Origin of the sequence: Halobaculum sp. P14 (genome assembly GCF_051195155.1) — an archaeon.
GTDB lineage: Archaea > Halobacteriota > Halobacteria > Halobacteriales > Haloferacaceae > JBNTKA01.
Window position 1 is genome coordinate 298,785 of record NZ_JBNTKB010000002.1, and the last position, 23,957, is coordinate 322,741.

The following is a 23,957-nucleotide window of genomic DNA, read 5'->3' on the forward strand; positions in this document are numbered from 1 at the left end:
TGCTGACCGTGGCTGCCGACGCGCCGGCGCGCTGACCCGCGCCGGCGCCGCTTTCTCTCGACGTCCGTGCGTCGCGAGCCGCGTCGCTGACGGATGCTTCGACTTCGATGCGATAGCGAGCGTCCGGCGTCCCAGAGCGACGCCACTGCCGGGCGTAGTGTTCAGAAAATCGAGTTACGCTATGTCGCCTCTCGGCGGAGCGGAACCCTCGTTATGCGCGGACGACGTTCGTCGCGCGCGGGCCCTTCGGGGCCTGTTCGATGTCGAATTCGATCTCGGTCCCCTCCGTCAGGTCCTCGCCACCAACGTCCTCCATGTGGAAGAATACGTCGTCGTCAGCGTCGTCCGTCTCGATGAAACCGTAGCCGCCTGTGTCGTTGAAGAAATCAACCTTACCGTTTGCCATTGCAACCAAACGAACGCCGGGTACACGGATAAGGGTTCCGACTATGTTTTCTCAGACGAAAAATTACTGGAAGAACGACTAGCGACAAACTGACTTCGGATACATTTGTCCGCGGACGTGGCCGTTCAGCGGGACACGGTGCCGTTCTCGGAACAATCGCCCGAGGCTTCCGACGAACCCGCGGTTTCCGACTCGCGTCCGGCCGCCCGTCCGCGAGCGCGGCGGCGTTCGGGCGGCCGCTCGATTTTTGCGGGAGCCGCGCGGACAGCCGACGATGGCGACGCACCACATTCCGAAGGGGGTGAGTTTCGACACGCTCACGGACGTCATCGCCGGCTGGGACGCCGTCGGTGCGGCGGCCGAGCCGAAACACACCGCGGACGTGGAGGAGGCCACGGGCATCTCGGACGCGGTCGGCCGGCAGAGCCGGTTCCTCGAAGAACTCGGGGTGCTCGCCGAAGAGGGGCAGAAACACCGGCTGACCGACCGCGGCCAGGCGCTCGCCGGCGCGCTGGCCGTCGGCGACGACGAGCGCGCGAAGGGCCGCGCCCGCGACCTGCTCGCAGACTGGCCGGTCACCGAGGAGCTCCGGGGCGTCGTCCGCGACAACCCGACCGACCAGGAGGCGCTCGTCCCCCTCCTCGCGGCCGTCACGGGGCAGGACGCCGCCGACGAGCGCGTCCGCAACGGCCTCACGACGCTGCTGGACCTGTTCGAGTGGGCCGACCTGCTCGCACGCGACGACGACGGACGCTACCGGCTCCCGGAGGCCGACCGAGCCGGCGCCGACGAACAGGGGAGTGCGGCGGGCCGGCCCGCGACGACCGCCGAGTCGACGGCGACGGCAGCGCTCGAACGGGTCGCCGCCGAAGCGGAGCGAGCCGCGGAACGCGCGGCGGACGCGGAAGCGTCGGCCGCGGCGTCCGCGGACGAAATCGAGGCAGCCGCCGAACGCGTCCACGACCGCCTCGACGCGGTTGCTGACCGGGCCGACACGGCGGAGTCGACGGTGGCCGAAACGGCCGAGTCGGCCGACGAAGTCGCAGACCGGGTGGAGTCGCTCGAAGACGCGGTCGAGGCGGCCGCCGACGAACTCGACGCGGTCACCGAGCAGGCCCGGGAACTCGGCGCGACGGCGGGAGAGCCGGCGGCAGAAGCCGAGGAGCGGTCGGAATCGGAGTCAGAACCGACGCCGGAGTCGCCGACGGAGCGCGGAGCGGTCCCCGGCGGCGAAGCCGTCGAACCGAGCGGTGTGCCGCCGACTGAGGCGGACTCCAGGCCGGCGGCCGAGTCCGAACGCGCCGAATCCCCCGAAGCGGTCGAACCGGCCGAAGCGCCCGAGCCGGCGTCCGTGGAGACCGGCGAAACCGAGTCTGTCGTCGAGGCGACCGAACCCGGCGAGCCGGAGCCGGCGGGCCGACGCGACGGCGTCGAGCAGGTCGGCGTCATCGACGGCGACGCCGACGCGGAAACAGCCGGCGGCGACGAATCGGGGCGAGAGGCCGCCGACGGGTCGCAGCCGGCGGTCGAATTCGAGCTCGGTGACGGCACCGGCGTCAGCATCGGCGCCGCGGACGGCGGCATCGAAATCACCGTCGACGGCGACGTCGACCTCGCGGACCTCCGGTCGCGCGACGACGTCACGCTCCACGGTATCCCGGACGCCGTCACCGACATCGACGCCGACGACCTCCGGACGGACGGCGGCACCGACGAGGTCGACGGCGGCGACGACGACGACGTCCGGGTGTCGGAAGCCGGCGACGCGGTCACCATCGAAATCGACGCCGGCCCCGGAATCACGGTCTCCGTCTCCGACGAGTCGGGCGGCGAATCCGGTACCGAATCACCCGACGAGGAAGTTGCGGCCGAATCGGGCGGCGAGTCGGAGACGGCCGAGGAGCAGGGGACGGCCGAGGAGGCGGAGACGGATGAGGAGTCAGGCGACGCGGCTGCAGAGCGCGCGGAGGAAGGCGCGGCGGAACCGACGGAGGAGTCGGCGACCGAAGAGGCGGACGAGCAGGGTACAGAAGCCGGTGAAGCGGACGAGCAGCGGGACGGAGCCGAAGAACCACTCGAAACGGATGCCGCCATCGACGTCGGCGACGCCGGCGAGGTTTCGGGGTCCGACGTCGCGTCGCTCGTCGCCGAAATCGAGGCCGCTGCTCAGGAGGCGATGGACGCCGCCGAGGACGCCGAAGAGGCCGCGACGGTCGCACAGCAGGCCGTCGAAGCCGTCGACGGCACCGCCGCACAGTCCGAGGCGGACGGCTCCGCGCCGAACGGTGATGCGGACGGTCACGCGCTCTCGCTCGGCGTCGACCTCGACGCCGACCCCGAGGACCTGGAGGTACTCGTCCGCGGGATTCGGCGCGGGCTGACCGAAGAGACCGGCGAATCGGCCGGCGGCGCGGAATCCGAGTGAGTACGTGGCTGGCGCGGAGCCTCGGCCGGCGTCGTTCGGCGGGCAGCCGCGTCGCCACGGCGACTGTGCGCTTCAGTGCGGCGGTCTCGGTGAGTCCGGCGGTTGTCGCATTTGATAACCGGGGGCGAATGGTTTACTCGGTCACCACGGTAGAGCAGCGTAGTGCGTCCACGTGAACCCTTCGGGAATCGGAACTGGCTCACGCTCCTCAGGCTGGTGCCACTCGGGGCGGCCACGCTCTCGTCTTGCGTACTACTCGGCACCGTCGTAGTGTACGTATTCTTCCCGTCCCTGCAGTCACAGCTCGGGGGCTCGCTCGCCATCCAGTATTTCCCGTACAGCTTACTGAAGTTAGTCGTACACACTCCCGACTGGATCACCACGGACAGTCTCTTCTGGGCGGTCGTCGTGTTCGTCACCGCCGAGGGGTGGCTCGCGTTCGAGTTCTGGCTGCGCGTGACGGGGAGGCGGTCCAGCGTTGCCGGGTTCCCCGCTGCTCTGTCCCGCCTCAAACCGGGCCGGATGCGGGTACGGAAGGCAGCTCTCGCCGTCGTTCTCTGCTCGGCGCTCGTCGTTTCGACCAGTGCTGTGGCCGCGGACACGCCGGTCGACCCGGCCGGGACAGCCCTCTCGGCTGAGGAACTCACGGTCGTGACTTCCCAGGGGAACAGCTGGGACGGCGGACAGAACGAGGGGCTCCCCGGTGGAATCTTCCTCCTGAACGAGGAGGGAGACGTCGTCTACCAGAACGACTCACACGAATCCTACTGGGACGTCGACCCCATCGAAGGGAGTTCCAGAACGGTCATGTACACCGCTTCGGACATCGTCTCCAGCGACGAATGCGCTGAAGACACCGTCTGCGTTCGCCAGTACGTCGAAGTCCTGAACGTCTCGACCGGCGAAACGACCGTGATTCACAGCAGGGTCGTCGAGACGCCGAACGGCGCGGGCAACAGAGGGATGATTCACGACGTCGACTTCGTCAACGACACACACCTCTTGGTCGCCGACATCGCCGAAGACCGAGTCTACATGCTTAACCATCGGACGGGAGAGAGGACATGGTCGTGGTCGTTCGACGAGGCGTACTCCGACGAACGCGACGGCGGACCCCGTCAGGATTGGACACACGTCAACGACGTCGAGCTACTGCCGGACGGACGAATCATGCTGAGTCCACGCAACTTCAATCGGGTTCTGTTCCTCCAGCCGGGCGGAACGGTCAACCAGACGTGGACCCTCGGGGCTCAGAACAGACGAGGCGTCCTCTACAATCAGCACAACCCGGACTACATCCCGCGGGAGAGAGGCGGCGAGTCCGTCCTCGTCGCCGACAGCGAGAACGACCGAATCGTCGAATACCAACGGACCGGTGACGGCTGGACCAAGACCTGGGTGTGGCAGGACGCGGCGATGAACTGGCCGCGCGACGCGGACCGGCTGCCGGGCGGAACCACGCTCATCACGGACACGAACTCGAACCGCGTCTTCGAGGTCGGAACGCGAGGGTCAATCCTGTGGGAGGTCTCGTCCATCAAGCGCCCGTACGAAGCCGAACGGTTAGGCACGGGCGACGAGAGTGCAGGCGGGCACTCCGCGGCCTCTCTCTCGCTTCGGTCAGCGTTCCACTCGGGCGCGTGGGGCCGAGCGCCGTACGGCCAGGAACTGAAGTCGATTCTCGACGGCATCTGGTTCGTCGCACCGCTCTGGTTCGGCGTTCCGGAGCTGGTTTCGACGGTCTCCCTCGTCGGCGGTCTGTTCATCCTCTCAGTGGACGCTTTCGTCTGCGGCGCGTCGGCGCTGTCCCGGCGGACACGCACCCCCAGAATGGGCTGAACCGCTTTCAGAGACCGTCCGCATCCGCGTCAGTCGTTCGAAACCCGCGAGTGAACCCCGGAAGGAAGTTCGGCCTCGGCACTCATAGGGCTCGTCGTCGCGCGGGTGCCACCCCGGCTCGGCCCGGTTGCCTCGTCATCGGCCACGTGGACGTACTCGCGGCTCGGTAAAAAGTACCGCGAGCCGCAGGCTTGAAACGGAGGGTGTCGTATGGAAGCGGTACCCAATGAGTCTCACCGGGTCCAACCGACTGTTCTGTCACGACTGTGGCAGGGCGTTCGAGTCCGAATCGGAGCTTCGACGACACGTACAGGGCGGTTCTGAGGAGTAGTCGGCGACCAGTCGGCTACCCGTCGATTCGTTCGCGTGCGGCCGCGACGAGCAGCGGAAGGTACACCGTGGCGTCGCCGTAGACGGAGGCGTTGCGGGCGTCTTTCTCCAGTTTCCCCCACGAGCGCGCCTCTTCCAGCGTGGCGCCGGACAGCCCGCCGGTCGCTTCGGGGTCCATCGTAATCTGGACGGCGTAGTTGTACGCGCGCGGCGTCACCAGCATCGTCTGCAGCGTGAAGTTCTTCGGGACGCCGCCGCCGACGAGCAGGCAGCCGGCGTCGTCGGCGTCGAACGCCTGGTCGGTGAGCGGCGTCATGTCGGCGAGCGCGTCGAGCGTCAGGTCCGCGGTCTGGCTGTACATCCACGCCTGCAGGCCGAGCACGGAGTCCTGAACGGCGGGGCAGTACACCGGGACGTCGTGCTCGTAGGCGGCGGCGGCGACGCCGGGGCCTTCCGCGACGTCGTCGCGGTCGTTGACGTCGGCGTTGGCGCGGCCGAGTTCGGCGCAGAGCTCGGCGATGCTGACGGCGCCGTCGCGGTCGACGAGCGGCGGGAACACCTCTTCGCGGAGGTGCGACTCGAACTGCGCGAAGTGCTCCTGCGGCAGGTAGACGTTGTAGATGCGGTCGACCTCCTCGTCGCGGAGCTGTTCGTCGTGTTCGCGCATCGACTTCCCGGCCTGATGCGTCTCGCCGTGGTGGTGTTTCCCGCCGATGGCTTCGATGGCGTCGTGGGTGAGGTTCGCGCCGGTGGTGACGAGCGCGTCGACGTGGCCGTCGCGGATGAGGTCGGCGACGATGCGGCGCATCCCGGTCGGCACCATCGCGCCGGCGAGCGACAGGAACACGGTGCAGTCGTCGTCGGCGAGCATCTCCGCGAGCACGTCCGCGGCCTCGTGCACCGACTCGGCGCCGATGCCGGCGTGGCCGTACTGGTCGACGAGCTCCGCGACGGTCATGCCGCCGGTGACGTCGGCGTGCCCGAGCGGGTCGTGGCTGAACGCCTCGCGGCTCGGCTCGCGGTGGCCCTCGTGGTCGGTCTCGTCGCCGTGTCCGCCGTCGTCTCCGCCGGCGGCGTCCTCGTCGCGCATGGTCGACGGTGCGGCCGCGAAGCGTTTGAACCGCGTGGTTTTCCGGCCGGACGCGACGGGCGCGTCAGCAGTGGCCCGCCGGCACTCGGTTCAGCGGTCAGTCGGCGGTCAGTCGGCAATCACCGGCTCGGCGTCGTCGGTCGCGCTCTCGCGGTCGTCGCCGCCGTCGGTGAGGCCGGCGAGGCCGTTGACCGCCATGACGACGAAGCCGCCCTTCGCGACGACGTCGAGGTAGACGAACACCAGCACCTCCGTCGCCGGCTGCAACAGCCCGAGGCCGGCCGGCCCGAGCAGCCAGACGACCGGGTAGAGCGTCCACAGCACGACCGTGACGTTCCGGAGCTTCTCGAACGTCGCGCGGCGACGCGCCGGCCGGAACGACGCGAGCGCCGGGAGCCGGACCACGAGTTCGCGTACGAGCGCGAGGAACGCGACGCCGCCGGCGGCGAACGCCGCGAACCGAATCGGCGTCGGAAGCAGCACGGCGGCGACGCCGAAGCCGATGACGAGCGCGTCGAACACCAACAGCCGGGCGAGCGCGGCGCGGCCGGCGTTCGTGAGCAGCCACAGGTAGCCCATCAGTAGCAGCGTCGTCACGAACCAGTCGGCGTACCGCAGCAGGTACAGCGGCCGGCCGCTGACGGCGACGGTGCCGACGCCGAACCGCATGCCGAGGTAGGCGACGGCGGCGACGGCCGTGATCGCAGTGAGAATCGCGTAGTGGGTGCGGTGCTCCGGGTCGGCGCGGGACTGCCACAGCGGCGGCAGCGTTCCGAGCGCCATCCCGGCGAAACCGACGGTGAGCCAGGTCTGTATCGTGAGTTCGAACATCAGTCGTCAGCCTCCGTTCGGGCCGCGGCGGTCGCGTGCGCGTCGACGCTCGCGGCGGCGTCGACGTCGAACTCGCCGAGGAGGCCGCGGAGCCGCCTGGCCCGCGTCGCCAGGTCGGTGGCCGCGGCGTCGACGTCGGCGAGCGCGTCGGTCTGTTCGTCGGTCTTCTCGGCTGCGCGCGCGGCTTCCGCCGTGGTCTGGTCGCCGATTGCGGAGACGTCCTCCGCCATCTCGACGACGGAGTCGACGGCGCGCGCCTGCTCTTCGGTCGCCCGCTCGATTTCGGCGAGGTCGGCGTCGATGCCTTCGACGTGGCCGGCGACGGTGGAGAGCGACTCGATGGCGCCTTCGACCGTCTCGACGCCGGCGCGGACGCGCTCGCCGGTCTCGCGCATCCCGCCGACGGTCTCCTCCGTCCGGGCCTGAATCCGCTCGATTCGGTTTTCGACCTCCTCGGCGGACTCTTTCGTCTCCTCGGCGAGCGCTTTCACCTCGTCGGCGACGACCGCGAAGCCGTCGCCGTCGGCGCCCGTCCGCGCCGCCTCGATGGAGGCGTTCAGCGCGAGCAGGTTCGTCTGCTCCGCGATGTCGGTGATGACCTCCGCGATTTCGCCGATCTCTGCGACCTCGTCGTCGAGCGACTCCAGTTCCCGCATCGTCTCGTCGGTGCGGTCGCGGACGGCGTCCATCTCGGTGAGCGCCTCCTCGGCGGTGTCCTGTCCGTCCGCGCCGGCGGCGGCCGCGCTGCTCGCGGTGTCCGCGACGGACTCGACGGTCGCGGCGACCTCCTCGGCGGACGCGGCGAGCTGAGACATCTCGCCTTCGACGTCGTGGAGGTGGTCGGCCTGCTCGTCGGCGCCCGTCGAGATTTCGGCGACGGAGTCGGCGACGGCGCTGCTGGCCTCCCGGGCCTCCATCGTGTTCTCGTCTGCGGTTTCGGCGGCGTCGACGACGTGCGCGGAGAACTGCTTGACGTCCGCGAGCGTCCCCTCGATTTCGGTGACCATGCCGTTGAACGCCTCGCCGATGGCCCGCATCGCGTCGCTGTCGGCGTCCGGGTCGACCCGGCGCGTCAGGTCGCCGTCGGCGACCGCCCGCATCACGTCCTCGTACTCCGCTGCGGTCGCCTCCAGCCGGTCGGCGGTCGCCTGCGCCTCGGACCGGGCGGCTTCGGCGTCCGACCGCGCCGCCTCCGCGTCGGCGAGCGTCGACCGGAGCGACCCCCGCATCGTGTCGAAGGAGTCGACGACGGTGCCGAACTCGTCGGCGCGCCGCGTCTCCATCTCCACGTCCAGGTCCCCGGCCGCCATCTCGTCTGCGCGCTCCGCGAGCCGGCGCAGCGATATCGCGGTGTTCGACCCGACGGTGACGCCGACGACTGCCAGCCCGATGACGGTGAGCAGAATCAGCCCGAGGATGCTCGACGTCACAGCGTCGCCGAGCGCGTACGCCGACGCCGCCGGCGTCCGCGTCACGACCGTCCAGTCGGTCTGCGAGAGCGACGCCGACGCGAGCACCTGCCCGTCCCGCTGCACGACGCCGTCGTCGCCGAGCACGGCGTCGGCGGCCGCGAACGGCGACGTGATCTTCGACGGGTTCGGGTGCGCGACGAACTCGCCGTCGCCGTCGACGACCATCGTCTCGCTGGCGGACCCGCCGGTGACCGCCGCCGCCTTCGCCTCGACGTTCACCATGTAGATGAGCGCGCGGTCGTCGACGCCGGGCACCGGCGAGATGACGGCGACCACCGGGTGGTCGACGACCGGCACCTCGAACGGCTGCGTGACGTACGTGTCGTCGGGGCCGGAGAACGACGGCGGCGACTCGGCGAACGGCGCGCCCTGCTCGGCGGGGCTGACGCCGACCATCTCCGCCGCGGTCGACGCCACGATGCGCTTGTCGCCGGTGTCGTAGTAGTGGACGGCGGCGACGCCGGACGGCAACACCCCGGTCTCTTGAAGCCGCTTCAGATGCTGCTCGACGCGGCCCGGGTCGCCGGACGTGACGGCCGGGTGCCGCGAGGTCAGCACGGTCTGTTTCTGTACGCCCGCGAGCCAGGTGTCGAGGGTGTCGGCACGCACCTGCGCCGTCGACGCCAATTCGGCGTTGACGTCCGACTGGAGCTGCTGGTCGGTCTGGACGTGGACCACGACGCCGAACGCGACGGTGAGCGAGACGACCACCAGCAGGGCGACCGTCAGCTTCGCCGCGTATCGTCGCTGCAGCCAGTCAGGTGTGAGTGCGCGCCACGCACTCGTGAAACTCATCGGACAACCACAGCAGGTCCTGCCCCTTGAAACCGGGGCGCCAAGTATCAACGACGATTTCGGCGCGACTACTCCGTGTTAAGGCTACCTCGGTCGTGCGCGACGCGCGAGCCGAATCGGGGCGACGAGCGCCGGGCGGCGAGGGCGGACGGCGGACCCGGTGGCTGCCGCCGACGGCCCCGCCTACAGCCCGGTCGGGTGGTCGACGAACACCGTCTCCAGCCCCCAGTCGTCCGCGAGCGCCTGCAGCGACTGCACGCCGAACGTCTCGGTGGCGTAGTGGCCGGCGAGGAACACGGTGACGCCGGCCTCGCGGGCCTCGTGGTACAGCTTCTGTTTGCCTTCGCCGGTGACGACGGCGTCGACGCCGGCGGCGGCGGCCTCGCCGAGCCAGTCCGCGCCGCTTCCGGTGACGACGGCGACGTCCTCGATGCGCTCCGGGCCGAAATCCAGCGTCTGCACGCCCTCGCCGTCGTGGTCGAGTTCGCGTTCGAGCGTCCCGGCGAGCTCCGGCGCCGTGTACGGCTCGGCCGCGGCGCCGCGCTGCCCGACGTACTCCGGGCCGAGTTCGCCGAACGGCTCGCGGTCTTCGAGTCCGAGGACGTCGGCGACGCCGGCGGCGTTCCCGAGCTCCTGGTGGCCGTCCAGCGGGAGGTGTGAGACGTACAGCGCGACGTCGTTCACGACGAGCGGCGCGATGCGGTGGTACTCCTGGCCGGTGACGCGGTCGAGGCCCCCCCAGACCAGTCCGTGGTGCGTCACCAGCACGTCGGCGCCCCGGGCCGCCGCGGCTTCGACGGTCGCCACCGCGGCGTCGACCGCGAACGCCGCCGTCTCGATTTCGCGGTCGTCCGGGCCGACCTGCAGGCCGTTCGGCGACGCGTCGAGGTCGGCGTACGCCGCCGTGTCCAGTTTCTCGTCGAGCCGCGCAGAGAACTCCGAGAGCTTCATCGTCATGCGGCGGGCTTCGACCGCGAGCGGCTTGTAGCCTGCGCGTCCCCGCGGTCGGTGACGTCGCTGGCGGAACCGTCGTCGCCGTCGCGGTCCGCGTCGCCGCCGGGTGTCAATCTCCGTCGCTGCCGGCGCGTCAGTCCGCGTCGCCGTCGGCGTGGCTGAACACGAACTCGCGGAGGAGCTTCGCGGCGAGGGCGGCGGTCTGGCCGTCGTCGCGGTCGTTCACCTCGACGACGTCGGCGCCGACACACCGGGGCGCGACCGCGCGGACGACGCGCCGCATCGCTCGCGGCGTCAGCCCGAACGGCTCCATCGTCCCGGTCCCGGGCGCGAACCCGGGGTCGGCGGCGTCGACGTCGACCGAGAGGTAGACGTCGCGGTCGCCGAACTCGGGGGTCCAGTCGGCGACGTCCGCCGGCGGGACGACGGTGACGTCGGGGGCGTCCGCGCGCTCCCACTCCTCGCGGCTCCCAGTGCGCGCGCCGAGCACGACCAGTTCGTCGACGGTCGCGTGCTCCGCGTCGGTGCTCGCGCTCTCGTCGCCGCTCTCGTCGCCGCCGTCGAGGCAGCGCCGCGCGACGCAGGCGTGGCTCAGCGGATTCCCGTCGTAGTCGTCGCGGAGGTCGAGGTGGGCGTCGAGCGTGACGAGGACGTCCGGGTCGGTGGCGCGGACGCCGCTCCACGTCACGGTGTGTTCGCCGCCGACCGTCACCGGGACGGCGTCGTCGAGGGCGGCGGCTCTGAGTTCGGCGGCGAGGTGGTCGAGGTAGTCGCCGACGGCGTCCCACGGCGGGACGTCGCCGGCGTCGTGAACCGCGCAGTCGGAGAAGAACGAGTCGGTCCGGCGGTCGTAGTCGTCGAACGGCTCGGCGAACCGCCGGACGCGGTCGGGGCCGAATCGGGTTCCCGGCTGGAACGTCGTCGTGGCGTCGAGCGGCGCGCCGACGACGACGTAGTCGGCGTCCCCTCGGTCCGCGACGGCGCCCGGGAACATCGGCTTACCCGAGGACTTTCCGCTGGCCTTCGTACTCGAGGTACTCGATGTTCTGGTCCGGCTCGAACTCCTCGTCCTCCGGGACGCGCATCGTGAACGTCTCGTAGGTGTCGAGGTCCATGATCTGGGCGTCCTCCCCGGAGACGGAGACGACCTGGCCCTGCTTCCGCTCGATTATCGGCACCCACACCTTCGCGTCCACCGGCTGGGACAGCGACCGCTTCTTGTCGTCGAAGACGCCCTTCCCCTCGATGCGGGCCTTCGCGCTGCCGTGTTTCCCCGGCTTCGCGGTGCTGTAATGGTTGATTTTACAGGGGGAGTCGTCCATCATGACGTAGCTTCCCTCCTGCAGTTCCCGGACCTGCTTCTGCTCTTTCGGCATACACCGGATTTCCCGCGGCGGCGGTATAAACGGTTTGATAGCGCGTCGCGGCTCCGCCCGACAGCGCGGCTTCCAGCCGGTTTCCCCCGGGATTCGCGGCTTCCGGCCGGCCGGGTCAGCCGCTGATGACGTCGCCGACGCGGGACAGCCCCTCCCTGAGTTCGTCGGTCTCGTGGCCGAAGCCGAGCCGAAAGTAGTCGTCGTAGCCGAACACGTCGCCCGGCGCCAGCACGACCGAGGCGTCCTCGACGACGGCGCGGCAGAACGCCCGGGAGCCGTCGAAGCCGTCCGGGACGGTGATGAAGCCGTTGACGCCGACCGGGTCGTGCCAGTCGAGGCCGTGGTCGTCCAGCCAGTCCGCGACGATGCCGTGGTGTTTCCGGGCGAGCGCGCGGTTCTCCGCGAGGATGTCGTCCTCCTGCTCGCCGAGCGCCTGCTTCGCGACGTGCTGGCCGAACAGCGACGGCGAAATCGTCGTGTAGTCCTTCCACCGCCACGCCGCGTCGACGACGTCCTGCGGCCCGGCGAGCCAGCCGAACCGGGTGCCCGCGAGCCCGTACGCCTTCGTCAGACTGGTCGTGGAGACGCCGTACTCGCCGAACGACGCCGCCGGCGGAATCGGCTCGTCCGCCAGCAGCCGGTACACCTCGTCACAGAGCAGGTAGGCGTCGTGGGCGGCGGCGACGTCGTACAGCTCCCGCATCACCGACTCCGGGTGGTACCGCCCCGTCGGATTGTTCGGGTTGTTGACGACGACGACCGCCGTGTCGTCGGTGACCGCGTCGGCGACGGCGTCGACGGAGAGCTCCCACTCCGGCGGCTCCAGCGGCACCCGCGTCGCGTCGCCGAAGGCGTCCGGGACGGCGTGCAGCGCCTGGTACGTCGGCGTCACGACCACCGCGTGGTCGCCGTGGCCGGCGTTCAGAAGCGACAGGAACGCGAGGAAGTTCGCCTCCTGCGTCCCGCAGGTGAACAGCACCTCGTCGGCCGACCGGCCGTACCGCGACGCGACGTCGGCGCGGAACTCGGGGTCGCCGTTCGTCGGAATCACGTACCCCAGCTTCCCCGGGTCGAGGTCGAACCGGTCGGCGCGGAGCGACCGGATTCCGGACTCCGCCAGCATGATGTCCGCCTCGTGTTCGTACTCCGCGAACCAGCGCTCCAGTTCGAACGGCGCGATGTCCATGCGCGGAGGTGGTGGCGGCTCCCGCTAAACGCTGCGGGTCCCGGAATCGGTCGCGTCGTCGACTCGGCGGCGCGTCCCGCGTCCGCGGCTCACCAGTCGATTACCTGCTTGTCGCGCCAGAACAGGCCGCCGGGGCCGTCGCGGAACCGGGCGAGCCACGCCGGGGTTTCGGCGCCGCGTTCCGGGCTCCGCGGCGCCTCCTCGCCGCCGAGTTCGGTGTCGACCCAGCCGGGACACACCGCGTTCGCGATGAGGCCGTCGTCGGCGTACTCGCCGTGGAGGTACTTCGTGAGGCCGTTCAGCGCGGTTTTGGTGACGCGGTACGCCGGCGAGCCGCCGCTCTGCTCCTCGCCGAGCGCGCCCATCCCGGAGGAGACGTTGACGATGCGGGGCGTCTCGGCGTTCAGCAGCGGCGGAATCGCGTACTTGCACAGCAGCATCGGGCCGCGGAGGTTCACGGAGATGGTGTGGTCGATGTGGGCGGTTCGCTCCTCGTGGAGCGGCTCGCCGAAGTGCCCGACGCCGGCGTTGTTCACGAGGACGTCGAGCCGGTCCTCGTCGTCGCCGACGCGGTTCAGCGCGTCTTGCACGTCGCCCTCCTGCGAGACGTCGAGGGTGAGCCGCCGCCACTCGTCGGGGATGTCGTAGGTGACGCTGCGGACGCCGGCGTACACCGTCGCGCCGCGGTCGGACAGCGAAGACGCGATTTCGCGGCCGATGCCGCGGTTCGCGCCGGTGACCAGCGCCACCTGCCCGTCGAGGTCGTCGTACAGCGTCGGTTCGGGCGTCGACTCGGCCGCGTCGTCGGTCATACGGCCCGCTTCGTGCTCCGGGGATTACGGGGTTTCGACACGGAGCCGCCACGGAAGCGGAGTCGGTTCGGGTCGCCGCGTTGCCGTGGCGGTGCCGGAGTCGGTCCCGCGTCGTCGCCGCGTTGCCGGAGCGCCTCCGGGTCGCGTTCGGGCGGGCGCGGCCTACTCGAAGTCGCGCCGCATCGCGATTTCGAACCACGGGCAGAGGCGGAGCTGGCGGTACCACTCCGGGTGCTCGTGGAGGTGCTCGTAGTCCACCCAGAGCAGCCCCGCGATCTCGTCTTCGTCCGGGTCGAGCGCGGTGTCGTCGAGCGTCACCTTCAGCACCGCACACACCTCCCACTCCAGCCCGGCGTTCTCGTAGTAGCGCTTGTACTCGAAGCGGTCCGTGACGCGCAGGTCGCCGTACTGGTCGGGGGTGACGCCGAGTTCCTCCTTCAGACGCTGCCGGGTCGCCTCCCGCTGAGTCTGCCCTTCGACCGGGTGGGAGGCGACGGTGCCGTCCCAGTGGGTGTCCCAGAGCCGCTTGCCGGGCGCGCGCTGGCCGAGCAGCAGCCGCCCCTCGCCGTCGAAGACGAGGCAGGTGAACGCCCGGTGGCGGATTCCGTCGCCGGTGTGCGCGTCCAGTCGGTTCACGGTCCCCTCGGGGTTGTCGTCGCCGTCGACGGCGATGACGTCCTGGAGCGCGTTCTCGTGGTCCGGCTCGCCGACCGATGCCTCCTCCGTCGCGTCGTCCGCCGCGGCGGCGTCGTCCGTGCTCATGCCTTCGGGTGCGTGAGGACGCACCATGATGGCTTCGCTTCCGCGCCCGGTCAGCCGAGGCGTTCGTCGAGAATCAGCCGCGTCTTCGTGCCCTCCACTTCGCTCATCTCTCTCGCGCGCGTGATGAGTTGGTTGACGGCGCGTGTGTCGACGCAGTCGACGATGAGCACGATGTCCTCCTCGCCGGACACCTGCCAGACGAAGTCGACCTCCTCCCAGTCTGCGAGCTGGTCGGAGACGCTGCTGGTGTCGACGTTCATGTCGACCGAGATTTCGACCATCGCCTTGACGTTCCCCGTGCGCGTAGTGACGGTGAATCGTTCGATGACGCCCTCGTCGGTCATCCGGTCGACGCGGTTCCTGACCGTGCCTTCGCTGGTGCCGACGCGGTCGGCGATCTCCGTGTACGGCGTCCGCGCGTCGTGTCGGAGGACGTTCAGGATTCGGCGGTCGAGGTCGTCCATGCACGTGGATGCGGCCGCCGACACAAACCGATTACGAATTTCGTAACGATGCTTCGAACGACGCACTTATTATCCAGGCCTGTGTGTGTATCTCGTAATGGCGGACGCCTACGTCGCGCTCGCGGACGGCCGTGTCTTCGCAGGACGCGCCCGTGCGCCGGGCCGCACACGTGGTGAACTGGTGTTCACAACCGCGTACACCGGGTACGAGGAGAGCCTCACGGACCCCTCCTACGAGGAGCAGGTCCTCACGTTCTCCTACCCGTTGATCGGGAACTACGGCGTCCGAGACGAGCGATTCGAGTCCGGCTGCGTCCACCCGAACGCGGCCATCGCTCGCGAACTCACCGACGACGTCGCCGACTGGCTCACCGACGAGGGCGTGCCGGCCGTCGACCACCTCGACACCCGCGAACTCGTCACGTCCGTCCGCGAGGAGGGCGCGATGAAGTGCGGCATCGCCGCCGGCCCCGACGCGACGCCGGCCGACGCGAAAGCCGAACTCGCCGACTGCAAGGGGATGTCCGAACACACCGACATCGGCGCGCAGGTGTCGACGGACGAGCCGTACACCGTCGAGGCCGACGGCGACGTCGACGTCGCGCTCGTCGACTGCGGCGCGAAAGGCTCCATCGTCTCGTCGCTCACCGAGCGCGGCGCGACGGTCCACGTCCTCCCGTACGACGCGGACCCCGCCGACGTCGCCGCCGTCGAGCCGGACGTCCTGTTCGTCTCGAACGGCCCGGGCGACCCCGCGAACTTCGAGGCCGCACAGGCGCTCGTCGAGGAGTTCGCCGGCGAACTTCCGCTCGCCGGCATCTGCCTCGGCCAGCAGATCGTCGCCCGCGCGTTCGGCGGCGAAACCGAGAAGATGGCGTTCGGCCACCGCGGCGTCAACCAGCCGGTGCAGGACCTCGAAACCGGCCGGGTCGTCATGACGACCCAGAACCACGGCTACTCCGTCGCCGACCCCGGGTCGCTCGACGTCACCCAGGTCAACGTCAACGACGACACCGCCGAGGGGCTCGCGAGCGAACAGTACGACGTCATCACCCGCCAGTACCACCCCGAAGCGAACCCCGGTCCGCACGACTCGCTCGACTTCTTCGACGACGTGCTCTCGCTCGCGGAACGAACCGCCGAGCCCGTCGCGGCCGACTGACGCGACCCCGAAGCCCCCCGAAGCGACTCCGACCGCCGCACCCGCCTTTTCCGTTTTTCGACCCGCACAGCGCCGTTGCCGTCGCGGCCGCGCTGCTCGCCGTCGCTGTCGACGCGGTCGCCGCGCTGCTCGCCGCTGACCGCGGGGGTTCAGACGCGGTGCGCGAGCCACGACCCGACCGCGTCGCCGACGGCGTCGGCCTGCCCGACGAAGAAGTGGTCCGCGGCGAGTTCCGTCACGTCGGCGCCCGCGTCGCGCGCCGCGTCCACGACCGGCTCCCAGTCGGCGGTGTCGTCGCGGGCGCCGTAGACGACCTGCACCGGGCACCGAATCTCCGGGACGGCCGCGGCGCAGTCGAGGTCGGCGGCGAGCCGCGCCGTCGGCGCGAGCGCGGAGACCGCGGCGACCTCCGGGTCGGTCCGGTCGTCGGCGGCGGTGAGCAGCGCGACGCAGCCGCCGAAGCTGAAGCCGAACAGGCCGACCGACTCGTACCGGTCGGCGGCCCACGCGGCCGCGTTCCGGGCGTCGGCGCACTCGCCGTACCCTTCGTCCCACTCGCCGTAGTCGAACCGGAGGCAGTCGACGCCGGCGTCCGTCAGGGCGTCGCTCACCGCGCGGAGCCGCTGGTCGCCGCGGTGGCCGCGGTGCTGCGGATGCGGCGGGCACGCGACCACGCAGGCGTCCGCTGCGGCAGCAGCAGCGGCTTCGTCGGCGGTGGGTGCGGCGTCGGCGGCGCGGTCGAGGGTGGCGCGGACGTCGCGGCCGCCGGGAATCAGGACGGTGTCGTCGGTCACGGCTCGGCGTCCGCGGCGAGGGACGAAAACAGTAGCGGGAATCCCGACCGGTCGGCGGCCGAACCCGTTTGTCGGGTGAAATTTATACGGTCAGTCGCCTAACCGTCGGGTATGGGAATCCTCTCTCGCGCTTCGTACGTCCTCCGCTCGAAAGTGAACGCCGTCCTCAATAGGGCTGAAGACCCGACCGAGACGCTCGATTACAGCTACGAGCAGATGCGGGACGAACTGCAGGACGTCAAGCAGGGCATCGCGGACCTCACGACCCAGAAGAAGCGGCTCGAAATCCAGAAGCGGCGGCTGGAGGAGAACGTCGAAAAGCACAACGAGCAGGCGCGGGAGGCCGTCCAGCAGGACCGCGACGACCTCGCGCGGCGCGCGCTCGAAAAGAAGAAGTCGAAGATGAACCAGATCGAGGAGCTGGAAGGGCAGATTCAGGACCTCCAGTCGACGCAGGACCAGCTCGTCGAGAAGAAAGAGGAGCTGCAGAGCCGCATCGACGAGTTCAAGACGAAAAAGGAGACGATGAAGGCGCGCTACGAGGCCGCCGAGGCGTCGACGCGGGTGTCCGAGGCGATGACCGGCGTCGGCGACGAGATGGAGGACGTGAGCCGCGCGATCGAACGCGCCGAGGGCCGCACCGAGGAGATGGAGGCGCGGTCGCAGGCGATGGACGAACTCCAGGACACCGGCGCGTTCGACGACGCGCTCTCGGACAAAGACGAGATCGACCGGGAGCTCGAATCCGGGAAGGCCGACCGCGAGGTCGACGCGGAGCTCGAAACGCTGAAGTCCGAACTCGGCGGCGGCGCGACCGCGGCGGACGAGGTGGACGGGACGGCGGAGACTGAGGTCGACGCGGACGCCGACACCGACGTGGACTCCGAGCTCGACGTCGACGCCGACGTCGAGCCGTCCGACGAGGAGGTCGAGGCGGAACTCGAAGAGCTCCGCGAGGAAGAGGAGTCGACGCAGTCGAAGTAGCGGGGAGCGCGTGAAGCGGTGCCGCGACGGTGCGGCTGTCCATCGGCTCGGCGACTGCCGGACGTTTCTTGTCGGTGTCGCCTGAAGCAGAGGTGTGACTGACGCGAGCGACCAGCCGAGCGACCTGCTCCGCGAACGCGCCTCCGAGAGCCGCTGGAAGCTCTGGTTCCTGCTGGAGGCGGACCGGCGGCTGGTCACGGGGACGCTGCTCGCCGTGCTGCTCGTCTCGTTTCTCGCCGCCGGCTACGCCATCCCGACCGCGGAGGGCGCGATTCGGACGAGCGACTCCGTCGACACGCTGTTTCAGGGTTTTCTCACGGCCACCATCACCGGCGTGACGCTCGTGTTGACCCTGAACCAGCTCGTGCTGTCGCAGGAACTCGGCGCCGTCGGCGACCAGCGCGAACGGATGCGCGGCGCGCTCGGGTTCCGCGAGGACGCGGCCGACCTCATCGACGCGCCGGTGGCCCCGGCGCGGCCCGCGCAGTTCCTGCGGGCGCTCGTGCAGGTCGCCGGGTCGCGCGCCGAGGAGCTCCGCGCCGCGGTCGCCGACAGCGACGACGACGACCTCCGTGAGGCCGTCGACGACCTCGCCGGCAGCCTCGTCGAGAACGCCGCCGAGGTCGGCGACGGCCTCGACGGCGCCCGGTTCGGCGAGTTCGACGTGCTGTCGGCGGCGCTGAACTTCAACTACTCGTGGAAGGTGTACGCCGCCCAGCGCATCCGCGGCGAGTACGGCGACGGCATGAGCGACGAGGCGAGCGACACCCTCGACCGGCTGACGGACGTCCTGGAGCTGTTCGGTCCGGCGCGCGAACACTTCAAGACGCTGTACTTCCAGTGGGAGCTCATCAACCTCTCGCGCACCATCCTCATCTCGGCGGTGCCGGCGCTGGTCATCTCCGGCGTCATGGTCGCCTTCTTCAACGACGCGACGTACCACGCCACGCTGTTCGGCGTCGAGACGCTCGTCGCCGTCATCGCCGTCACGGCGACGCTCGCCATGCTGCCGTTCTTGGTGCTGCTCGCGTACGTCCTCCGGATCGCGACCGTCACGAAACACACGCTCTCCATCGGCCCGTTCATCCTCCGGTCGACCGAGCAGGTCGAAGAGGTCGAGTGGGACGCGTAGCCGGCCCGCTGCGCAACGGCTGCCTGAACGGCCGCGCGGACGGCCGACCGCAACCCCTTCCCGTTCCGGCCGCGGACGGCGATGCATGCGCGACACCTTCGAGGTCCGGGCGCACGACGCCGCGGGCCGCATCGGGGAGCTGACGGTTCCCCGCGCGGGGACGACCGTGGAGACGCCCGCGCTGCTCCCGGTCATCAACCCGAACATCCTCACCGTCGAACCGGCGAAACTGGAGTCGACGTTCGGCGCCGAAATCCTCATCACGAACTCGTACATCATCCGCGGCGACGACGACCTCGCCGAGCGCGCGCTCGACGAGGGCCTCCACGAGATGCTCGACTTCTCGGGCGCCATCATGACCGACTCCGGGTCGTTCCAGCTCGCGGAGTACGGCGAAATCGACACGTCGACGACGGAGATTCTGGAGTTCCAGCGCGACATCGGCAGCGACATCGGGACGCCGGTGGACGTGCCGACGCCGCCGGACGTGAGCCGCGAGCAGGCGGCGGCCGACCTCGAAACGACGCGGCAGGCGCTCCGCGACGCCGAGGACGTCGACGTCGGCGACATGCTGGTGAACGCGCCGGTGCAGGGCGCCACCTACCCGGACCTGCGCGAACAGGCCGGTCGGGAGGCGGCGGCGTCCGACCTCGACGTGTTCCCGGTCGGCGCGGTCGTGCCGATGATGAACAGCTACCGCTACGACGACATGGTGGACGCCGTCGCCGCCGCGAAACGCGGCCTCGACGCGGACTGCCCGGTCCACCTGTTCGGCGCCGGCCACCCGATGATGTTCGCGCTCGCCGTCGCGCTCGGCTGCGACCTGTTCGACTCCGCCGCCTACGCGCTGTACGCCCGCGACGGCCGCTACCTCACCGTCTCCGGCACCGAGCAGCTCGACGACCTCGAGTACATGCCGTGCGCCTGCCCGGTGTGTCACCGCCACACGCCGGCGGACCTCCGCGCCGCCGACGCCGACGAGCAGGAGCGGCTGCTCGCCGAACACAACCTCCACGTCACGTTCGAGGAGCTGCGCCGCGTGAAACAGGCCATCCGCGACGGCGACCTGCTCGAACTGGTGGAGAAGCGCGCCCGCGGCCACCCGGCGATGCTCGACGGCTACCGCGCCATGCTGGAGCACGCCGACCAGCTCGAACGCGAGGACCGCGCCAGCAAGGGCGCGTTCTTCGGGCTGTCACACGAGTCGGCGCGGCGCCCCGAGGTGCGGCGGCACCACGACCGGCTCGACCGGCTCGCCGTCCCTGACAGCCTGCTGCTCTCGGAGTACGGGACCCCCTCCGAGCACACCTACGACGAGGTGTGGCGCGTCGAGCCGCCGTTCGGGCCGTTCCCGCGGGCGCTCTCGGAGACGTACCCGCTCACCGCCGAACTCCCCGACCGGACCGACGAGGCCGCAGAGCGCGCCGCCGCCGACGGCGTCGCGGCGCTCGTCGCGGCGAACCCGGACGCGGACGTGACGCTCGCACACGACGACTGGAGTGCCGACGCGCTCGCCCGCGTCCCCGACGGCGTCGAACTGGAGAACCTCGCCGGGCTGGGCGGCGACGGGAACGAAAGCGAATAAACCGTCGGTCACGGACGTGTTCGCATGACTGACTACTTCGAGGTCCACGAGCGGGACGCCGCCGCCCGGCTCGGGGAGCTCCGGCTCGCCTCGCCGGTGACGACGCCGGCGCTCGCGGACACCGTGGCGGACGCCGACGGCGGCAGCGTCGCCGACGCGGCCGCGGACGTCGCTGCCGACGCGGCAGCCGACGGCGCGTCCGCCGAAATCGACCTCGACGGCGTCCGCGTCGTCGACGCCGGGAGCCTGTGGAGCGCCGACCGGACCGTCCCGGAGGGCGACGACGACGCGCTGACCGTGCTCCCACACCGGTCGTTCCCGGCGGGCACCCGCGACGAGGTCGTGGAGTCGTTCGCCGCGGAGTACCCCGACGTCGACGCCGCGACGGCGGCCGTCGTGAAGAGCGACGCGCCGACCGCCGGCGGCGCCGACGAGGCCCCGGTCGACGCCTACGTCGTCTCGGACGCGCAGGGGTTCGTCGGGCACGCCGCCGCGTTCGTCGACGCCGTCGTCTCCGTCCGTGAGGCGACGCCGACCGACACCGCGCTGTACCTCTCCGGCGTCGCGACGCCCGCGAACGCCGCGACGCTCGTCTACGCCGGCGTCGACCTGCTGGACGCGACCCGCGCCCGCATCAAGGGCTCGCAGGGCCGGTATCTCACGACGGACGGCGAGCGGTTCCTCGACGACCTCGACGAACTGCCGTGCTCCTGTCCGGCGTGTCAGGTGCCCCGCGAGTCGTTCGACCGGCGCGACTGCGAGGCCCACAACGTGAACGCGCTCGCCGCGGAGCTCCGCCGGGTCCGCCAGCGCATCCGCGAAGGCCGGCTCCGCGACTACGTCGAGGGGCAGGCGCGACACGAGCAGTGGCTCACCGCGACGTTCCGCGAACTCGACCAGCAGTACGGCTACCTGGAGGAGCGGACGCCGGTGGTCCGCGACACCGAACTGACGGCGGCGACGAGCGACACGCTGCGTCGCGTCGAAATCCAGCGGTTCGCCGAGCGCGTCACGACCCGCTACCGGAACCGGTTCCGGAATCCGCTGGTGCTGGTGCCGTGTTCCGCCCGGAAACCGTACTCCGAGAGCCAGAGCCACCGGCAGTTCCAGGACGCCGTCCAGTACCGCGCGCACACCGCGTCGATGACGTCGCCCATCGGCGTCGTCCCGCAGGAGCTCGAACTGACGTACCCGGCACAGCACTACGACACCGTCGTCACCGGCCGGTGGTCCGAGGACGAAAAGCAGTTCGTCGCGACGGTGCTCCGCCGGTACCTGGAGCGGAACGACTACCCGCGCGTCATCGCGCACGTCCCGGCGGACGGCTACCGAGAGATCTGCGAGCGCGTCGAGTCGCAGGTCGACGTCCCGTTCGAGTACACCGTCGAGGACCATCCGACGACGACGGAGTCCATCGGGAACCTGATGCGGACGCTCGACGGCGAACTGAAGTACACGAAGCGGGAGCGCCAGCACAACACGGTGCGCGCGCTCGCCGACTACATGCTCGGCGACGGCGCCGGCGACGACCTGTTTTCGGACCTGCACACGAAGAGCCGCTACCCGAAACTGCAGGTCCGCGACGGCGACGGCGAACAGCTCGCGACGATGGTGCCGAACTACGGCGTCCTCGCCTTCACGCTCGCCGGTGCCCGCCGCTGGGTCGACAGCGACGCCCCGACCAAGACCGTCGAAATCGACGGGTTCGTGCCGCAGGGGAGCGTGCTCGCGCCGGGCGTCGTCGACGCTGACGACGACATCCGCGTCGGCGACGAGGTCGTCGTGGAGGGGCCGAAGGCGTTCGCCGTCGGCCGCGCGGAGATGTTCGGCGCCGAGATGCGCGACTCCACCCGCGGCATCGCCGTCCAGGTCCGGCACGTCGAGGAGCGCTGAGCGTCCGCACAATAGCGCGTCACGGCGTCACGGCGCCGCGGCGCCGCGGCGACACCGCGCTGCGGCAGCCCCGGCACCCCGAACGCATCCGCGAACTGACAGTCCAAGCCGGTTTTACGGGTCGACCGCGTCAGGTCCGCTCATGACAGCAGACCGCTGGTGGGTGCGGCTCGCCGCCCGCTGGCTCGCGCGCGTCGACGGCGTCTCGGGGATGATTCGGCTGGCGATGCTCGGCCTGACCGGGCTCTCCACCGCGACGCTCACGCTCAGGCAGTACGGCCACGGCGAGTACGCGTGGCCGCTCATCGGCGTCACCCTCGTCGGCACGCTGATATTCACCTACCTGTACACGGAGGGCGGCGTGTGGAACCAGATGTCGCGCGACCGCCAGGACCTCTCGGCGAACTTCGCGCACCCGTCGATGCGGATGAACAACGAACTGCTGGCGCGCGCCGTCCTGGCGGCCCAGGAGAACCGCGAACTCACCGACGACGAACGGGAGGCCATCAAGAACGAACTCGACGACGCGTTCGAGGAGTTCCGCGACGGCATCGACCTGGAGCAGTAGACCGCGGCTCAGTCGGCGTCTTCGGTCGACCAGTCCCAGGCGTCCGGCGCGAACTCGCCGCTGTCCCGCGTCCACCACTCGGGCCCGTCGGCGTCCGCGTCGCCGTCCGCAGCCACGTCGCCGTCTGCGGCGTCGGTTCCGTCGACGGCGGCGTCGTCGTGGCCGGGGACCGTCAGGCCGTCACAGAACAGGCTGTGCGTCCCGATGTCGCCGCGGTCGGGGGGTTCGGTCGGCCGGAACACGGCGCCGCCGTCGACGGCGACGAGTTCGGCGTCCGGCCGGTCGACGGCCGGCGGCTGGTTCGGGGCGTCGTCCCAGTCGTCGGGGAGGTCGTCGCGCCACTTCATGCTCGGACGGTGGCGGGCCACCGAAAAGGGGGTGAGCGATTCGACGGACGCCGACAGCACCCGACGGCGGGAGGATTCGCGCCGAACGCCACGGTGCCGAACCGGGACGGAGACGCCGCACCGAGAGATTTTTGTCGACACTGCTGAATCATCCCGGACGTGACACCACGGCAGCACCGGCTCGTCGAGGCGGCGCCCGGCGTCATCGCGGTGGCGACCGTCGGCTTCGCCGCGCTCGCGGGCATATTCGGAGGCGGCGGCGCCGGCGCGGCGGTCGCGGTGGTCGGCTGGCTCCTGCTCACACCGCTGTCCGCGATACTCGGCGACGTCTTCGTCGGCAACGACTCGGAGACGGCTGCGTCCCTGTCGCGGTCGCGGTCACAGTCGCAGTCGGACGCCGTCGGCGCGGAGCGCGACGCCGAGGCGGCCGACCCGGTCGAGCGGCTCCGGGAGCGGTACGCCGCCGGCGACATCGACGACGTGGAGTTCGAACAGCGGCTCGACACGCTCCTGGAGACCGAGGACGCCGACGCGGAGACCGCCCGCGAGCGGCTCCGCGAACGAAACAAGTAACGGCGATCCGACACCTCCTGCGGGCATGGTCCCCCGCTCCTCCCTCGTCGTCGCCGGCGTCGCGGGCGCCGCGGTCGCGCGGGAGCGACGCGCCGACTCGGCGTGAGCCGCCGTCGCCGCCTCGTTACCGACGGCCGACCGGCCGGCTGACCGGGAAGCGAACGCATACGTCCCCGG

General features: G+C 70.5%; 22 protein-coding genes. 9 read left to right on the forward strand and 13 right to left on the reverse strand.

Annotated features, from left to right (window positions below; genetic code table 11):
• Positions 1–211 precede the first annotated feature (211 nt).
• On the reverse strand, positions 212–406 hold the full coding sequence (locus tag ACQUS7_RS06625; protein WP_435124230.1) for a cold-shock protein: 195 nt from the start codon (positions 404–406) through the stop codon (positions 212–214).
• A gap of 274 nt (positions 407–680) precedes the next feature.
• Between ACQUS7_RS06625 and ACQUS7_RS06630 the strand changes: the two genes are divergently transcribed.
• Positions 681–2,831, forward strand: a complete 2,151-nt coding sequence (locus ACQUS7_RS06630) for a hypothetical protein (protein WP_435145771.1) — start codon at positions 681–683, stop codon at positions 2,829–2,831.
• A gap of 162 nt (positions 2,832–2,993) precedes the next feature.
• Positions 2,994–4,670, forward strand: coding sequence for an aryl-sulfate sulfotransferase (locus ACQUS7_RS06635; protein ID WP_435145773.1), 1,677 nt, complete (start codon positions 2,994–2,996; stop codon positions 4,668–4,670).
• Positions 4,671–5,016: 346 nt separating this feature from the next.
• Here ACQUS7_RS06635 and ACQUS7_RS06640 read toward each other — a convergent pair whose 3' ends face one another.
• The 10 genes from ACQUS7_RS06640 to ACQUS7_RS06685 all read right to left on the reverse strand — a co-directional run bounded on the left by ACQUS7_RS06640 (position 5,017) and on the right by ACQUS7_RS06685 (position 14,742).
• The gene (locus ACQUS7_RS06640; RefSeq protein WP_435145775.1) at positions 5,017–6,090 is read right to left on the reverse strand and encodes a deoxyhypusine synthase; all 1,074 of its coding nucleotides are present in this window, start codon (positions 6,088–6,090) and stop codon (positions 5,017–5,019) included.
• A 108-nt stretch (positions 6,091–6,198) separates the two neighbouring features.
• The gene (locus tag ACQUS7_RS06645) at positions 6,199–6,921 is read right to left on the reverse strand and encodes a bacteriorhodopsin (RefSeq protein WP_435145777.1); all 723 of its coding nucleotides are present in this window, start codon (positions 6,919–6,921) and stop codon (positions 6,199–6,201) included.
• Positions 6,921–9,188: a methyl-accepting chemotaxis protein gene (locus ACQUS7_RS06650; protein ID WP_435145779.1), complete on the reverse strand. Its 2,268-nt coding sequence runs from the start codon at positions 9,186–9,188 to the stop codon at positions 6,921–6,923. The genes ACQUS7_RS06645 and ACQUS7_RS06650 overlap by 1 nt, the downstream gene beginning before the upstream one ends.
• Before the next feature lie 183 nt (positions 9,189–9,371).
• Entirely contained in the window at positions 9,372–10,139 is a 768-nt protein-coding gene (locus ACQUS7_RS06655) for a Nif3-like dinuclear metal center hexameric protein (protein WP_435126079.1), read from the reverse strand.
• A gap of 136 nt (positions 10,140–10,275) precedes the next feature.
• Positions 10,276–11,136: an agmatinase gene (gene speB / locus ACQUS7_RS06660; protein ID WP_435124240.1), complete on the reverse strand. Its 861-nt coding sequence runs from the start codon at positions 11,134–11,136 to the stop codon at positions 10,276–10,278.
• 4 nt (positions 11,137–11,140) lie between these two features.
• Positions 11,141–11,518, reverse strand: coding sequence for a translation initiation factor IF-5A (locus ACQUS7_RS06665; RefSeq protein ID WP_435124242.1), 378 nt, complete (start codon positions 11,516–11,518; stop codon positions 11,141–11,143).
• Positions 11,519–11,633: 115 nt separating this feature from the next.
• On the reverse strand, positions 11,634–12,704 hold the full coding sequence (locus ACQUS7_RS06670) for an aminotransferase class I/II-fold pyridoxal phosphate-dependent enzyme (protein ID WP_435124244.1): 1,071 nt from the start codon (positions 12,702–12,704) through the stop codon (positions 11,634–11,636).
• A gap of 89 nt (positions 12,705–12,793) precedes the next feature.
• Positions 12,794–13,516 carry an SDR family NAD(P)-dependent oxidoreductase gene (locus ACQUS7_RS06675; RefSeq protein WP_435145782.1) on the reverse strand — a complete coding sequence of 241 codons (723 nt, stop codon included), beginning with the start codon at positions 13,514–13,516 and terminating at the stop codon, positions 12,794–12,796.
• 162 nt (positions 13,517–13,678) lie between these two features.
• Entirely contained in the window at positions 13,679–14,278 is a 600-nt protein-coding gene (locus ACQUS7_RS06680) for an NUDIX hydrolase (RefSeq protein WP_435145784.1), read from the reverse strand.
• 50 nt (positions 14,279–14,328) lie between these two features.
• Entirely contained in the window at positions 14,329–14,742 is a 414-nt protein-coding gene (locus ACQUS7_RS06685; RefSeq protein WP_435124249.1) for an Lrp/AsnC family transcriptional regulator, read from the reverse strand.
• A 97-nt stretch (positions 14,743–14,839) separates the two neighbouring features.
• Between ACQUS7_RS06685 and carA the strand changes: the two genes are divergently transcribed.
• Positions 14,840–15,904: a glutamine-hydrolyzing carbamoyl-phosphate synthase small subunit gene (carA, locus tag ACQUS7_RS06690; RefSeq protein WP_435124251.1), complete on the forward strand. Its 1,065-nt coding sequence runs from the start codon at positions 14,840–14,842 to the stop codon at positions 15,902–15,904.
• Positions 15,905–16,053: 149 nt separating this feature from the next.
• Here carA and ACQUS7_RS06695 read toward each other — a convergent pair whose 3' ends face one another.
• The gene (locus tag ACQUS7_RS06695) at positions 16,054–16,698 is read right to left on the reverse strand and encodes an alpha/beta hydrolase (RefSeq protein WP_435124253.1); all 645 of its coding nucleotides are present in this window, start codon (positions 16,696–16,698) and stop codon (positions 16,054–16,056) included.
• A gap of 111 nt (positions 16,699–16,809) precedes the next feature.
• On the opposite strand from ACQUS7_RS06695, the gene ACQUS7_RS06700 reads away from it, so the two are divergent.
• The 5 genes from ACQUS7_RS06700 to ACQUS7_RS06720 all read left to right on the forward strand — a co-directional run bounded on the left by ACQUS7_RS06700 (position 16,810) and on the right by ACQUS7_RS06720 (position 22,860).
• On the forward strand, positions 16,810–17,682 hold the full coding sequence (locus ACQUS7_RS06700; protein ID WP_435145787.1) for a PspA/IM30 family protein: 873 nt from the start codon (positions 16,810–16,812) through the stop codon (positions 17,680–17,682).
• Between the two features lie 94 nt (positions 17,683–17,776).
• The gene (locus tag ACQUS7_RS06705) at positions 17,777–18,814 is read left to right on the forward strand and encodes a hypothetical protein (protein WP_435145789.1); all 1,038 of its coding nucleotides are present in this window, start codon (positions 17,777–17,779) and stop codon (positions 18,812–18,814) included.
• An 85-nt stretch (positions 18,815–18,899) separates the two neighbouring features.
• A complete protein-coding gene (tgtA, locus tag ACQUS7_RS06710; protein WP_435145791.1) occupies positions 18,900–20,399 on the forward strand; it encodes a tRNA guanosine(15) transglycosylase TgtA in 1,500 nt (499 codons plus the stop codon).
• 24 nt (positions 20,400–20,423) lie between these two features.
• The gene (gene arcS / locus ACQUS7_RS06715; protein WP_435145793.1) at positions 20,424–22,292 is read left to right on the forward strand and encodes an archaeosine synthase subunit alpha; all 1,869 of its coding nucleotides are present in this window, start codon (positions 20,424–20,426) and stop codon (positions 22,290–22,292) included.
• 142 nt (positions 22,293–22,434) lie between these two features.
• Positions 22,435–22,860, forward strand: a complete 426-nt coding sequence (locus ACQUS7_RS06720; protein ID WP_435124261.1) for a hypothetical protein — start codon at positions 22,435–22,437, stop codon at positions 22,858–22,860.
• Positions 22,861–22,868: 8 nt separating this feature from the next.
• Here ACQUS7_RS06720 and ACQUS7_RS06725 read toward each other — a convergent pair whose 3' ends face one another.
• Positions 22,869–23,207: a hypothetical protein gene (locus tag ACQUS7_RS06725; RefSeq protein ID WP_435145795.1), complete on the reverse strand. Its 339-nt coding sequence runs from the start codon at positions 23,205–23,207 to the stop codon at positions 22,869–22,871.
• 159 nt (positions 23,208–23,366) lie between these two features.
• Between ACQUS7_RS06725 and ACQUS7_RS06730 the strand changes: the two genes are divergently transcribed.
• Positions 23,367–23,780, forward strand: coding sequence for an SHOCT domain-containing protein (locus ACQUS7_RS06730; protein ID WP_435145797.1), 414 nt, complete (start codon positions 23,367–23,369; stop codon positions 23,778–23,780).
• The last annotated feature ends 177 nt before the right edge of the window (positions 23,781–23,957 follow it).